This window comes from Trinickia terrae, from assembly GCF_005144415.1.
Classification (GTDB): Bacteria; Pseudomonadota; Gammaproteobacteria; order Burkholderiales; family Burkholderiaceae; genus Trinickia_A; species Trinickia_A terrae.
In genome coordinates, this window is sequence record NZ_SWJE01000009.1 from 1 (window position 1) to 13,676 (window position 13,676).

The 13,676-nt window shown below is 65.8% G+C and carries 9 protein-coding genes; all 9 read left to right on the forward strand.

Annotated features, from left to right (window positions below; translation table 11 throughout):
• Positions 1–312: 312 nt before the first annotated feature.
• The 9 genes from FAZ69_RS17550 (at position 313) to FAZ69_RS17595 (ending at position 13,675) form a co-directional block, all read left to right on the forward strand.
• Positions 313–1,563: an SfnB family sulfur acquisition oxidoreductase gene (locus FAZ69_RS17550; RefSeq protein ID WP_136896360.1), complete on the forward strand. Its 1,251-nt coding sequence runs from the start codon at positions 313–315 to the stop codon at positions 1,561–1,563.
• Positions 1,564–1,573: 10 nt separating this feature from the next.
• Complete coding sequence (locus FAZ69_RS17555) at positions 1,574–2,956, forward strand: LLM class flavin-dependent oxidoreductase (protein WP_136896361.1); 1,383 nt, start codon at positions 1,574–1,576, stop codon at positions 2,954–2,956.
• A gap of 47 nt (positions 2,957–3,003) precedes the next feature.
• Complete coding sequence (locus FAZ69_RS17560) at positions 3,004–4,125, forward strand: substrate-binding domain-containing protein (RefSeq protein WP_240702304.1); 1,122 nt, start codon at positions 3,004–3,006, stop codon at positions 4,123–4,125.
• Between the two features lie 15 nt (positions 4,126–4,140).
• The gene (locus FAZ69_RS17565) at positions 4,141–5,616 is read left to right on the forward strand and encodes an MFS transporter (RefSeq protein ID WP_136896362.1); all 1,476 of its coding nucleotides are present in this window, start codon (positions 4,141–4,143) and stop codon (positions 5,614–5,616) included.
• A gap of 53 nt (positions 5,617–5,669) precedes the next feature.
• The gene (locus FAZ69_RS17570; RefSeq protein WP_136896363.1) at positions 5,670–6,920 is read left to right on the forward strand and encodes an SfnB family sulfur acquisition oxidoreductase; all 1,251 of its coding nucleotides are present in this window, start codon (positions 5,670–5,672) and stop codon (positions 6,918–6,920) included.
• Positions 6,921–6,923: 3 nt separating this feature from the next.
• Positions 6,924–8,186, forward strand: a complete 1,263-nt coding sequence (locus tag FAZ69_RS17575; RefSeq protein ID WP_136896364.1) for an SfnB family sulfur acquisition oxidoreductase — start codon at positions 6,924–6,926, stop codon at positions 8,184–8,186.
• Positions 8,186–9,550, forward strand: coding sequence for an LLM class flavin-dependent oxidoreductase (locus tag FAZ69_RS17580; RefSeq protein ID WP_136896365.1), 1,365 nt, complete (start codon positions 8,186–8,188; stop codon positions 9,548–9,550). The genes FAZ69_RS17575 and FAZ69_RS17580 overlap by 1 nt, the downstream gene beginning before the upstream one ends.
• Before the next feature lie 785 nt (positions 9,551–10,335).
• A complete protein-coding gene (locus FAZ69_RS17590; RefSeq protein WP_136896367.1) occupies positions 10,336–12,141 on the forward strand; it encodes a TPR end-of-group domain-containing protein in 1,806 nt (601 codons plus the stop codon).
• A 715-nt stretch (positions 12,142–12,856) separates the two neighbouring features.
• The gene (locus tag FAZ69_RS17595) at positions 12,857–13,675 is read left to right on the forward strand and encodes an ABC transporter substrate-binding protein (RefSeq protein WP_136896537.1); all 819 of its coding nucleotides are present in this window, start codon (positions 12,857–12,859) and stop codon (positions 13,673–13,675) included.
• Position 13,676 lies beyond the last annotated feature (1 nt).

The window sequence follows — 13,676 nt, forward strand, 5'->3', positions numbered from 1 at the left end:
TCGCTGGCAGGACTGAGTGCTAACGGGCCAGGCCGTCCGCCTAGGACACGCCTTTGGTTACTTTGGGCAAGACCAAAGTGACCCCGGTCCCGGGGAGGGACGGACTATACGGACCGCCGCGATATCAAAGCTGCACGACAGCCTAAGTTGCACGACAACCCAAACAGCAAGACCAAAAAACCACGATCCTTAAAAATGACAGCTATTGTTAGCCAACCTAAGAACCATGAATAACGATCTTCCAAACCATCGGTTGGACACCGCGATGGCCGCTGATAGATTGGGCAAACAGTCACAGAAGCGGAGTCCTGCATGGTGGCAATCGACGCACCGGTTTCTTTGCATCCTGAAGCGGCATCGGCAGACGCGGCGCGCGTCATAGAAAGCGACGCAGAAGCGATCGCCGTCGCGCGCGATCTCGCGAAACGTCTGGCAGCGGATGCCGCGCTGCGCGATCGCGAGCGCCGGCTGCCGCACGAGGAGATCGAGTGGTTCTCGCAGTCCGGCCTGTGGGCGATCACCGTGCCCAAGGCCTACGGCGGCGCGGGTGTCTCGTTCGTCACGCTCGCCGAGGTCGTGAAGATCGTTGCCGCAGCGGATCCGTCGCTCGGACAGCTGCCGCAGAATCATTTCGGTCTCGTCGACGTGATCGCATTGACCGGCACGCCCGAGCAGAAACGCCATTTCTTCGCGGAGGTGCTCGCGGGCAAGCGCTTCGGCAACGGTTTCTCCGAGAAAGGCACGAAGCACGTGCTCGATCTGAAAACGCGCGTGACGCGCGATGACGGCGGCGACAGCGGCAGCTACGTCGTCGACGGCACCAAGTTCTACTCGACGGGGGCGCTCTTTGCGCACTACGTGCCGGTGCTCGGACTCGACGGCGAGGGCAAGGCATGGCTCGCCTACGTTCCGAAGGGCACGCCCGGCCTTTCCGTGATCGACGACTGGTCGGGCTTCGGCCAGCGCACGACCGCAAGCGGCACGGTGGTGCTCGACAAGGTGCGCGTGCCCGCATCGCACGTGTTTCCCGCGCAGCGCGTTTCCGACCTGCCGACGCTGAACGGCCCGATCTCGCAGATCATCCAGGCCGCGATCGATGCGGGCATCGCGCACGCGGCGCTTGCCGATACGCTCAAGTTCGTGCGCGAGCGCTCGCGGCCGTGGGTCGACAGCCACGTCGAGCGCGCCAGCGACGATCCGCTGACGGTGCGCGAGATCGGCCGCCTGCATATCCAGCTCCATGCGGCCGACGCTCTGCTCGAGCGCGCGGCGCGCGTGCTCGACGAGATCGCGGCGCAGCCGCAGACGAGCGAGGACGACGTCGCGCGCGCCTCGGTGGCGGTCGGCGAAGCGAAGGTGCTGACCACCGAGATCGCGCTGCTCGCGAGCGAAAAGCTGTTCGAGCTTGCGGGCACGCAGGCCACGCTTTCCGAGCACAACTTCGACCGCCACTGGCGCAACGCCCGCACGCACACGCTGCACGACCCGGTGCGCTGGAAGTATCACCTCGTCGGCAACTACTACCTGAACGGCGTGAAACCGGCCCGTCATGCGTGGAACTGAGAGCGCGGCCATGACGAGACAGATCCGCCTCAACGCTTTCGACATGAACTGCGTCGGGCACCAGTCGCCCGGGCTATGGGCGCATCCGCGCGACAGCTCGTGGCGCTACCGCGAGCTCGGCTACTGGACCGATCTCGCAAAGCTGCTGGAGCGCGGCAAGTTCGACGGCCTTTTCATCGCCGACGTGCTCGGCATCTACGACGTCTATCAGGGCAGCGGCGAAGCGGCGATCCGTCAGGCGGCGCAGGTGCCCGTCAACGATCCGATCCTGCTCGTCCCGGCGATGGCCAATGTCACCGAGCATCTCGGTTTCGGCGTGACCTGCTCGCTCTCGTACGAGCATCCGTATCCGTTCGCACGCCGCATGTCGACGCTCGATCATCTGACCAACGGACGCGTCGGCTGGAACATCGTCACGTCGTATCTGGACAGCGCGGCGCGCAACGTCGGGCTGCCCGCGCAGGCGAATCACGACGAACGCTATGCGCTCGCCGACGAATATCTGGAGGTTTGCTACAAGCTGTGGGAGGCCTCCTGGGAGGACGATGCCGTGGTGCGCGACGCGGCGCGGCAGGTTTTCACCGAGCCGTCGAAGGTGCATCCGATCGGCCACCAGGGCCGCTATTTCGACGTGCCGGGCATCCATCTGTGCGAGCCTTCGCCGCAGCGCACGCCGGTGCTCTATCAGGCGGGCGCATCGAAGCGCGGCAAGGACTTCGCCGCTCAGCACGCCGAATGCATCTTCATCGCGGCGCCGTCGCGCACGATCCTGAAGGACTTCGTCGCCGACATCCGGGCGCGCGTGAAGCGCTTCGGACGCGATCCGCACGACGTCCTGATCTTCAACCTGCATACGGTCATCACGGGCCGGACCGAAGCGCAAGCGCACGCGAAGCATGCGGACTACCGCCGCTATGCGAGCGACGAGGGCTCGCTCGCGCTGATGTCCGGCTGGACCGGCATCGACCTCTCGAAGTACGGCCTCGACGAGCCGCTCTCCTACGTCGAGAGCAACGCGGTGCAGTCGGCGGTCGAGGCGTTGTCGAGCGCGGACCCGGCGCGGGTCTGGACCGTGCGCGAGATCGCCAAGTGGGGCGGCATCGGCGGGCTCGGGCCGCTGACGGTGGGCAGCCCGGAGCAGGTGGCGGACGAGCTGCAATCCTGGGTCGAAGAGACCGGCGTCGACGGCTTCAACCTTGCCTATGCGCTGACGCACGAAACCTTCAGCGATTTCGTCGACCTCGTGGTGCCCGAGCTGCAGCGGCGCGGCGTCTACAAGACCGAGTACGCGCCGGGCACGCTGCGCGAGAAGCTGCATGGCCGCGGCGCGCGGCTGGCCGAGCCGCATCCGGGCGCGGCCTATCGCGCGAGGCACGCTCAGGCCGCGGCCTGACGGCGTCGACACAAGCACATAACGACACAACGGAAGAGGAAAACCGTATGACTCGATCAAGCGAAGCCATCGCCGTTACCGCCGCCCGCGCCGCTGCCGCGCGGGCGCACCGCAGGCGGCCGTGGCGCGCCGCGCTCGGCGCGTTTGCGCTCGCGGCGGCCGCGCTGGGATGGAACCACGCCGCGTGCGCAGCCGGCGTCCCCGGCGCGCCTGCGCCGTTCGACAAGGGCGGTGTGAAGATCGCGCTCGTCAACTATCTGTCGACCGGCGACTTCTTCCAGGCCTACGAGGCCGGAGCGCAGAAGCAGGCGAAGGCGCTCGGCATCGACTTGCGGATCTACGAAGGGCGCCAGGACGCCGCCGAAGAGCGCGAGCAGATCCAGCAGGCGATCAGCCTCGGCGTCGCGGCGATCATCGTCAACCACGGCTTGCCCGAGTCGCTCAAGGACGTCGTGCAGCGCGCGCTCGACAAGGGCATCAAGGTCGTCGCCTTCGACGTCAATCTCGACAACCCGAAGGTCCCGCAGATCGAGCAAAGCGACGAAGACCTCGCCACGCTGCTGCTCGATCAGGCCGTGAAGGACAACGGCGGCGCATTCTCGGCGGGCTACGTCTACGTGGCCGGGTTCGCGCCGCTCGACCGCCGCGACGCCGTCTGGCGCGCGTTCAAGAGCGCGCATCCGGGCGTGCAGGAAAAGGCCCGCTGGGGGACCGTCGACAACCCGATCGCGCAATCCGTCGCGAATCAGGCGGCGGCCGCCTATCGCGCGCATCCGGAGATCCGCGTCGTGTTCGCGCCGTACGACGAGTTCGCGCGCGGCGCGACGCTCGCCGCCGGCGAGGCGAACCTCGGCGCGAAGCTGCGCATCTACAGCGCCGACATCTCGACGGCGGACATCGCCGCGATCCGCGCGCCGGACAGCCCGTGGGTGGCGACGGCCGCGACCAATCCGGCGGTGGTCGGCGCGGTGTCGGTGCGCGCGGCGGCGCTGCTCGTCGCGGGGCAGGACCCGGGGCATCGCATCGGCATCAAGCCGGCGCTCATTACGCGCGACGATCTCGTGAAGAACGACATCCGCACGATGGCGGAGCTCGGCGCGAAGTTCCCCGCGTTCCGCGCGAGCGATGCGGCGACGGCCGCGTGGATCCCGAAGGACAACAACGAATAAGGACGAGCCGCCATCATGTCGACTCTCGCCATAACGTCCCAATCCGAGCGCACCGCCGACGCGGACGCCGTATCGAGCCGCGCCGTCATCCGTTCCGCGCAGGACGTCGCGGATATCGTCAACGCGGGCGCCGCGCGTGGCAGCCGCGCACGCATCGTCATTGCGATCGCGCTTGGCGGTGTCTTTCTCGATGCCTACGACCTGACGTCGCTCGCGTACGGCGTGAAGGACATCGCGCGCGAGTTCGCGCTCACGCCGGTGCAAGTCGGCTTCGTCTCCGCGTCGATCACGTTCGGCGCGATCCTCGGCGCGCTCTTCGGCGGCTATCTGACCGACCGTATCGGCCGCTACCGGGTCTTCATGGCCGACATGCTGTTCTTCGTCGTCGCGGCGATCGCGGCGGGGCTCGCCCCGAACGCCTGGGCGCTTGCCGGCGCGCGTTTCCTGATGGGCATCGGCGTCGGGCTCGACCTGCCGGTCGCGATGGCGTTTCTCGCGGAATTTTCCAAAGTGGCGGGCCGGGGCAACAAGGCGGCGAGCGTCGCTGCGTGGTGTCCCGCCTGGTATGCCGCGACCAGCACCTGCTATCTGCTGATCCTCGGGCTCTATGCCGTCCTGCCGGCGCATCAGCTCGGCTGGCTCTGGCGCGTGACGCTCGCGTTCGGAGCGGTGCCCGCGCTCGTCATCATTCTCGTGCGCAGCCGCTACATCAGCGAATCGCCGCTGTGGGCCGCGAACCAGGGCGACCTCGAAGGCGCCGCGCGGATCCTGCGGCGCTCGTATGGCGTGGACGCGGTGGTTGAACACGATGCGGCGGCGAAGGCGTCAGCGCCGCGCGCCGCGCGGTGGCGCAACTACGGCGTGCTGTTCAACGCGGCCTACCGGCGCCGGACGATTCTCGCCGCGACGATCGGCGCCGCGTCGTCGTTCGGCTACAACGCGATTGTGTTCGGCTTGCCGGTCATCATCGCGAGCTTCCTGAAGCAGGGGCCGCTCACCACCATCGTCGCGTCGCTGGCGCTGAACCTGCTGTTCGCGTTCGTCGGCGGACTGATCGGCGTGCGGACCGCGCCGACGGTCGGCGCATGGAAGATGACCGTGCTTGGCCACACGCTGCAATTCGTCTCGCTGGTCGGCCTCGCGCTGATCGGGCATCCGGAGAGCGGCGCGTTCGTCGCGCTCGCGATCCTGCTGCTCGGCGGCTATCTGTTCGGGCAGGGCTTCGGTCCGGGGTCGCACGCGATGACTTATGCGTCGCTCAGCTATCCGACCTCGCTGCGCGGCATGGGGGTGGGCTTCAACCAGACGCTGGTGCGCTCGGCGTCGACGGTGTCGCTGTTCCTGTTCCCGGTGCTCGCCGCCGCGCTCGGCACGAAGGTGTTCTGGGTGATCGCGCTCGCGCCGCTGACCTCGCTCGCGGTGCTGCTCACGATCCGCTGGGAGCCCTCGGGCTACGACATCGACCGCGAAGACTACGCGCCGGCTGCGTGACGGCGCTGCGCGCGCATGCGGCGAGTATCCCTTTGAACCTGACCTGAATTGCCATGCCAATCATCGAAGACGAACCACACGGCGACCGCATTCCGCTGCCGCCCGACCCCAACCGCGTGCAGCGCATCGCGGACGACGAGGCGGCGCTTGCCGCCGCGCGCACACTCGCCGCGAGGTTCGCGAACGGCGCCTCGCAGCGCGACCGCGAGCGCCTGCTGCCATGGGCCGAACTCGATCAGTGGTCCGAGAGCGGGCTCGGCGCGATCACGGTGCCGCGCGAATATGGCGGAGCCGACGTGTCGTTCGCGACGCTCGCCGAGGTGTTCGTGATCCTGTGCGAAGCCGATCCCGCGCTCGGCCAGATTCCGCAGAACCATTTCGGCGTGCTGGGCGTGTTGCGCGAGATAGGCACGCCGGCGCAGAAGGCGCGCTTCTATCGCGAGGTGCTCGCAGGGCTGCGGCTCGGCAACGCGGGGCCGGAGCGCCGCTCGGCCGCGGCAAAGGACATCTTGCAGGGCACGACGCGTCTGCGTGCGACGCCTGACGGGCTGCGCCTGTCCGGCCGGCGCTTCTATTCGACGGGTGCGCTGTTCGCGCACCGCGTGCCGGCGCGCGCGACCGACGACGAAGGACGCGCGGTTCAGGTCTGGGCGCCGCGCCATGCGCCGGGGCTCACCGTGATCGACGACTGGAATGCTTTCGGTCAGCGGACGACCGCGAGCGGCACGGTCGTTTTCGACGGCGTGCCCGTCGATCCGGACGACGTTCTGCCGATCTGGCAGCTTGCCGACCGCCCCGGGCTGTTCGGGCCGGCCTCCCAACTGATCCAGGCGGCGATCGATCAAGGCATCGCGCAGGCCGCCATTGCCGACACCCTCTCGTTCGTGCGCGAGCGGGCTCGGCCGTGGATCGACTCGGGCCTCGAGCGCGCTACCGACGACCCGTACATCATCGGCGACGTGGGCCGCCTGATGGTGGCTCTGCACGCTGCGCACGAGGTGCTGCTCGAAGCCGGCCATACGCTCGATGCGATCGCCGCGGCGCCGCTCGATGCGCAGGCGAGCGCGCGCGCCTCGGTCGCCGTCGCGGAAGCGAAGGTGCTGACGACGCGCATCGCGCTCGACGCGAGCGAAAAGCTCTTCGAACTGGCCGGCTCGGCGTCCACGCGCGCGGCGCACAACCTCGACCGGCACTGGCGCAACGCGCGCACCCACACGCTGCACGACCCGGTGCGCTGGAAGCTGCACCTGCTCGGCGACTATCACCTGAATCACGCGCTGCCGGCGCGGCATTCGTGGAACTGAACGATGACAATCGAACTTTCGCCGGCGCCTGAAGCGCGCGCCGGATCCCTCGCTTTGCCCGCCACGCCACGTGTGGCGCGCACGCCCGAGCGCATCGCCGACGATGCGCAGGCGCTCGACGTCGCGCGGCGGCTCGCGGCGCAGTTCGCGGGCGACGCCGTGCTGCGCGACCGCGAGCGCCGCCTGCCGTGGCCCGAGCTCGACGCCTTTGCCGCCAGCGGCCTGTGGACCATTACCGTGCCGCGTGCCTACGGCGGGCCGGGCGTTTCGGCGGGCACGCTCGCCGAAGTGACGGCGACGATCTCCGCCGCCGACGGTTCGCTCGGCCAGATTCCGCAGAACCACTTCTATGCGCTCGAAGTGCTGCGCGTGGGCGGCAACGCGCAGCAGCAGCGCTTCTTCTACGACCGCGTGCTCGCAGGCGAGCGCTTCGGCAACGCGCTCGCCGAGATCGGCCAGAAGGACTTCAAGCGCCGCACGCGGCTCACCCGCGCGCAGGAAGGCTGGCGCGTCGACGGACGCAAGTTCTACTGCACCGGCGCGCTGTACGCGCACTGGATCCCGACGCTCGTCGTGGCGCAAGAAGCGGGCGGCGACGTCGAGTGGCTCGTATTCGTGCCGCGCGATGCGCCGGGCGTGACCGTCGTCGACGACTGGGACGGCTTCGGCCAGCGGGTCACCGGCAGCGGCTCCGTGCAGTTCGAGGACGTGCGTGTCGAGCCCGAGTGGGTCGTGCCGTTCGCGAGCTCGTTCCAGCGCCCGACGACGATCGGGCCGCTCGCGCAGATCATGCATGCGGCGATCGATCTCGGCCAGGCGCGCGGCGCGTTCGCGGCCGCCCTCGAGTTCGTGCGCGAGCACGCGCGGCCGTGGATCGACGCGAAGGTCGAACGCGCCGCGGACGATCCGCTCGCGATCGCGCAGTTCGGCGATCTCGCGGCGCGGCTGCGCGCAGCCGAAGCCCTTCTGCGGCGTGCGGGCCGCTTCGTCGATGCGGCGCAGGCCGCTTCGACTGAACAGTCCGTGGCGGAGGCGTCGATTGCGGTCGCCGAAGCGCGGGCCGCGACGACGACCGTCTCGCTCGACGCCGGCTCGCGCCTCTTCGAGCTGGCGGGCACGGCCGCGACGCTCGACGATCTCGGACTCGACCGCTTCTGGCGCAACGCGCGCACGCACACGCTGCACGACCCTGTGCGCTGGAAATACCACGCGATCGGCAACTTCTATCTGAACGGCACACTCCCGCCCCGGCATGGAGCGTTGTGATGGGCAAGAAGCAGATCCTGCTGAACGCGTTCAACATGAACTGCGTGGGCCACATCAATCACGGACTGTGGACCCATCCGCGCGACCGCTCCTCGGACTACCGCCTGCTGCCGTACTGGACCGAGCTTGCCCGCGTGCTCGAGCGCGGCCTCTTCGACGGGCTGTTTCTGGCTGACATCGTCGGCGTCTACGACGTATACCGGCGCAACGTCGACGTGACGCTCAGCGAATCGATCCAGCTGCCGGTCAACGATCCGGCGCTGCTCGTTCCCGCGATGGCCGCCGTCACACGGCATCTCGGCTTTGGCGTGACCGTCAATCTGAGCTACGAGGAGCCGTATCTGCTCGCGCGGCGCTTTTCGACGCTGGATCACCTGACAGAGGGGCGCATCGGCTGGAACATCGTCACCGGCTATCTCGACAGCGCCGCGCGCGCGATGGGGCGCGCCGAGCAGTTGCCGCACGACGAACGCTACGACCGAGCAGACGAGTATCTCGACGTGCTCTACAAGCTGTGGGAAGGCAGCTGGGAAGACGACGCCGTGCGGCGCGACAAGGCGGGGCGTGTCTATGCGGACCCCGCAAAGGTCCATCGCATCGAGCATGCCGGGCGTTACTACAACTTGGAGGGTTACCACCTCGCCGAACCGTCGCCGCAGCGCACACCGGTGCTGTTCCAGGCCGGCAGCTCCGGACGCGGCCAGCGCTTTGCCGCGCGCCACGCCGAATGCGTGTTCATCTCTCCGCCGAACCGTGAGGCGGCCCGGGAGACGGTGAGAACGTTGCGCAGGCAGCTTGTCGAGGCGGGACGCCGTCCCGGCGACGTCAAGGTGTTCGTGGGCGCGGCCGTGGTGCCGGGTGCGACCGAGGCAGAAGCGCGCGAGCGGCACGCCGACTATCTGCATTACGCGAGCCGCGAGGCGGGCCTTGCGCACTTCGCCGCGAGCACCGGCATCGACTACGCGCAGTACGACCTCGACGAACCGGTCGACTATCGTCCCGGCAATGCGATCGAATCGGCGGCGCGCACCGCGCAGGCGCACGGCTGGACGCGCCGCAAGCTGCTCGAGATGTTCGCGCTGGGCGGCCGCTATCCGGCGATCGTCGGCACGCCCGCGCAGATCGCCGATGAGCTGCAGAAGTGGGTCGGCGAGGCGGACGTCGACGGCTTCAACCTGAGCCGCACCGTCGTGCCGGAGAGCTACGAGCATTTTGTCGATCTCGTCGTGCCCGAGTTGCAGGACCGTGGGATTTACAAGACCGCCTATGCGGAGGGGGCGCTGCGCCACAAGCTGTTCGGTGCGGGCGACCGGTTGCCTGTGCGGCATGCGGGGGCGGGGTTTCGGCGTCATGCGGTGCGTTAGGGCTGCTTTTTTCTTGCCGTTTGGGTTTTCGCGGAAACTTTGAATTCGCGGCGGTCCGTATAGTCCGTCCCTCCCCGGGACCGGGGTCACTTTGGTCTTGCCCAAAGTAACCAAAAGCGTGTCCTGGGCGGACGGCCTTGGCCGAAGCGCACTCAGTCCTGTCGGCGGTAGCGGTCTTTGGGTTCCCGCGTCTCCGCACGCCGAACCGCCGAAGCGCACGCGGCTCGTGGTCGCCTCGGCTTCGAATCAAACCCATGGCGGCAGTCGGGAAAGGCCTGAAAAGGCTCGTCTTGCAACGCATGCCCCACCAAACCTAAATCCGCCCTCTTGGGCGTGGCCTTCCGTTCAGTTGGGTTTGAGGTCACGTATTACGAAGGCCCATACGATCATCTATCGATCAAGTCAGACGGATTGCTCCGCATGCCCGATGAAGCAACAGTGCTGCCCCACCCAATCCACTGGAGGGGCTGGGTGGTCTGCGCGGTGGTGCATAGATTTTCGTCTAAGAAAAGCAGATAGTTATCAATGTAGCTATGTTGGCGTGGTACGAATTGCAATCTTCTTGATCCTCCCGCGCGCACGAATCGTTCGAGTCACTTGAAGGCTATTAGCGGACCGCAGCGCTGCGCTACCTCTCGCCACAGAAACAATGAGCGCTGTTTGTGTAGGCTAGAGAATGCCGCGCGAAGATTGCGACGGCGTGTACGCCTCAGCCCACCTCCCAACTTCCTGTGCCGCGTCAGGGACCGTAACGCCTGGTCGACACGACTCTATGCGGGGACGCCATGGAAGACGAAAAAGACGGACGAACCCCACAGCGAATACCGAGGCACCTGTGGGCGATGTTGCGAGCGCGGGTTAGCGAATGGTTCATTGGGGGCGTCCTCTTGGCAATCACCGGCTTCGCGCCGCAGGAATTCATCGCTCGACTAATCCGCTATATTGCGGCGCCAGAGAGGGTGGAGCATTTGTCGCGCTTGGCGCTCGATGCCCGGCCGGTGATTGTCTTTGTTGGAATCGCAATCATTGTGGCTGATGCGCTGTATCGGAACCGGCACCGACCGGTCACTGCCGTCCCAGGAAGGCCGCCGCTCACTGAGGATGAAGCGGGGCGTTTGCAACCTGACGGCAGGGCGCTGGTGGAAAGCGAACCGAGTGAACCGGAAGCATTACCGCTCCCAAATCATCCATGGCGATCGGAGGGGCGAGTGATACTGGTCGTGCTTCCGTTCGAAAGTCTCGGTGGCGGCGACAAATATGATTACTTCAGTGAGGGCTTGACCGAGGACATGATCACCCAACTTGCCCGGCTCAGCCCGGAGCGCCTCGGTGTCATCGCCCGGACTTCGGCGATGCGCTACAAATCCACGACCAAGACCATTCATCAGATCGGTCAAGACCTCGGGGTTTCCCACGTGCTTGAGGGAAGCGTCCGGCGTGCCGGAGATCGGGTACGGGTTGCGGCGCAGCTCATCCGGGTAAGCGACGAAACGCACCTTTGGGCCGAGACCTACGAGGGGAACCGGCATGACATCCTGGCACTCCAGATCGAGGTGGCCAAGGCAATTGCCCGCGAAATTGAGATCAAGCTCACGCCGCACGAGCAAGGGCGTTTAGACCGTACTCGTGCCATTGATGCGCAGGCGCACGAAGCGTATCTCAAGGGGCGTCACTTCTGGTCCAAGCGCACCGAAGAAGGCATGCGAAAGAGCATTGAGTATTTTCAGCTCGCTATTGGACACCAGCCGAACTTTGCGGCCGCCTACGATGGAGTGGCCGATGCCTACACGATGCTTGCATGTCGCGGCGTGAGCCCTGCGCGCGAAACGTTTCATCAAGCAAAAATGGCAGCCAGGAAAGCGCTGCAGATTGAACCTGACTTGGGTGAGGCTTATGCGTCACTGGCCCATGTGCGTTTGCACGATTGGGATTGGGTCGATCTGGAACAGGATTTCCTGCGCGCCATTGAACTGAATCCAGGACACGCGATCGCCTATTACTGGTACGCGGAATATCTCATGCTGGCAGGCAGAGCCGAAGAAGCCATTGCCAGGGTCAGGCAGTCCCAGCAGATGGACCCGTTGAATTCGGTGCTGAATTCATCGGTTGCCATCATCTTGTACCTTGCTCGGCGATACGACCAGGCACGGGAAGAACTCCGTAAAGCCCTGGAAATCGATCCAAACCACTTTCTGCTTCACTTCAGACTGGGATTGGTTTACCAGCAACAGAAGTTGTTCCATGAGGCAATCGAGGAGATGCAGAAGGCTGTCACGCTTTCCGGGAGGAGCACAGAGACGCTGACGGGGCTGGCCCAGACCTACGCTGCCGCCGACATGCGAGCGGCCATGCAGCAGATCGTGGATGCGCTGGAGACGGAATCCGAAAAGCACTACGTCCACCCCTACAACATGGCGAAAGTGTTTGGTTCGCTCGGGGACAAAGAGCAGACGTTCGGCTGGCTGGAAAAAGCCTACGGTGAGCACAGTCCTGACTTCATTGAGCTCAGGACAGAACCTACCTTCGACAGCGCTCGCTTCGATCCCAGATTCTCTGAACTGCTATCCCGCGTCGGGTTCAACCAGATCTGAAGGACGACGCGCTGTGATGGGAGCCAGGGCAAGTGGTTGCGCATTACTCCGGCTGCAGTCGCTGAATCAGTGTCTCCCCCTAACGCTGTTGCGTCGGTGGGAGCCATGAGCGCATCCGACTGTAGCCAGAATTGACCTGGCCTCACCTAGAGGGGCCTATAAATACGTTGAAAGCGGCCGGGGCTGGTATGAGTCGGATCGAGGCTAAAGGGGCGGCCATTGCAGTTTTGCTGGCGACAATCATCATGTCGAGGTCCTGCTTGACCGGCTCCTTTGGGTCGAAATCGGAGCGCTGCCAAATCGACGCCGTCAATGTGTTTCGAAGCTGGGCGACCACGAGCCGCGTGCGCTTCGGCGGTTCGTCGTGCGGAGACGCTGGACCCCAAAGACCGCTACGGCCAACAGGACTGAGTGCTAACGGGCCGAGGCCGTCCGCCCAGGACACGCCTTTGGTTACTTTGGGCAAGACCAAAGTGACCCCGGTCCCGGGGAGGGACGGACTATACGGACCGCCGCGAATTCAAAGTTTCCGCGAAAACCTCAATCCTTAGCAACCCGAGCCCCGCCCACATATGACCCACACCGCTTTGCTCCTGACGATTTATTCGTTCGCCATGGGAACACCCGTTGCTAAAGTCGCGGCTCACCATCGCAAGCGCGATGTACGGCGCGCGATGCAAGAACGTATAACCACCGGAAGGTCCGTACCATGAAAATGAAAATCAAGCATCTCGGCGCAATCATCACGGGGTTGATGCTCACCGTATCGGGCGTGGCGCACGCCGACCGCCTCGACGACATCAAGAAGGCCGGCGTGCTGCGCGTCGCGACCTTCGACAGCAATCCGCCATTCGGCTTCGTCGATCCCAAGAGCAACCAGATCGTCGGACTCGACGTCGACTATGCGCGCGCCGTCGCGGGCAAGCTCGGCGTGAAGCTCGAGATCCAGCCGACCAATCCCGCCAACCGCATCGCGTTCCTGAAGTCCGGCAAGGTCGATCTGGTGTTCGCGAACTTCACGATCACCGACGAGCGCAAGAAGGAGGTCGATTTCAGCACCCCGTACTTCGCATCGGGCACGCAGTTCATCGCCAAGAAGGGCGTCCTCAAGACGCCGCAGCAATTGAACAGCCTGCGCATCGGCGCCGACAAGGGCACGACCAACGAGCAGCAGGTCCGCGCACAATTCCCCAATGCGGCCATCGTCGCCTACGACGACACGCCGTTCGCCTTCGCCGCGCTGCGCGCGGGCAACGTGCAAGCCATCACCCAAGACGGGCCGAAGCTCGTCGCGCTGCTCGCCAACGTGCCGGACAAGGCGAACTACGAAATCTCGCCGTTCACGATCTCCAACGACTATGAAGGCGTGGGCGTGCCGAAGGGCGAAACGCGTCTCTTGAGCGTCGTCGACGATACGCTCAAAGGGCTCGAAGCGAACGGCGCCGCTGGGAAGATCTACGACCAGTGGTTCGGCCCGACGAGCCGCGCGCCGCTGCCGCGCTTGTTCAAGATCGGCGATCCGCAGAAGAGCTGAT

What these genes read in the sequence shown, in the direction of transcription:
- FAZ69_RS17550 (WP_136896360.1), top strand. Translation starts at nt 313, where the DNA reads ATGGTGGCAATCGACGCACCGGTTTCTTTGCATCCTGAAGCGGCATCG.
- FAZ69_RS17555 (WP_136896361.1), top strand. Translation starts at nt 1,574, where the DNA reads ATGACGAGACAGATCCGCCTCAACGCTTTCGACATGAACTGCGTCGGG.
- FAZ69_RS17560 (WP_240702304.1), top strand. Translation starts at nt 3,004, where the DNA reads ATGACTCGATCAAGCGAAGCCATCGCCGTTACCGCCGCCCGCGCCGCT.
- FAZ69_RS17565 (WP_136896362.1), top strand. Translation starts at nt 4,141, where the DNA reads ATGTCGACTCTCGCCATAACGTCCCAATCCGAGCGCACCGCCGACGCG.
- FAZ69_RS17570 (WP_136896363.1), top strand. Translation starts at nt 5,670, where the DNA reads ATGCCAATCATCGAAGACGAACCACACGGCGACCGCATTCCGCTGCCG.
- FAZ69_RS17575 (WP_136896364.1), top strand. Translation starts at nt 6,924, where the DNA reads ATGACAATCGAACTTTCGCCGGCGCCTGAAGCGCGCGCCGGATCCCTC.
- FAZ69_RS17580 (WP_136896365.1), top strand. Translation starts at nt 8,186, where the DNA reads ATGGGCAAGAAGCAGATCCTGCTGAACGCGTTCAACATGAACTGCGTG.
- FAZ69_RS17590 (WP_136896367.1), top strand. Translation starts at nt 10,336, where the DNA reads ATGGAAGACGAAAAAGACGGACGAACCCCACAGCGAATACCGAGGCAC.
- FAZ69_RS17595 (WP_136896537.1), top strand. Translation starts at nt 12,857, where the DNA reads ATGAAAATCAAGCATCTCGGCGCAATCATCACGGGGTTGATGCTCACC.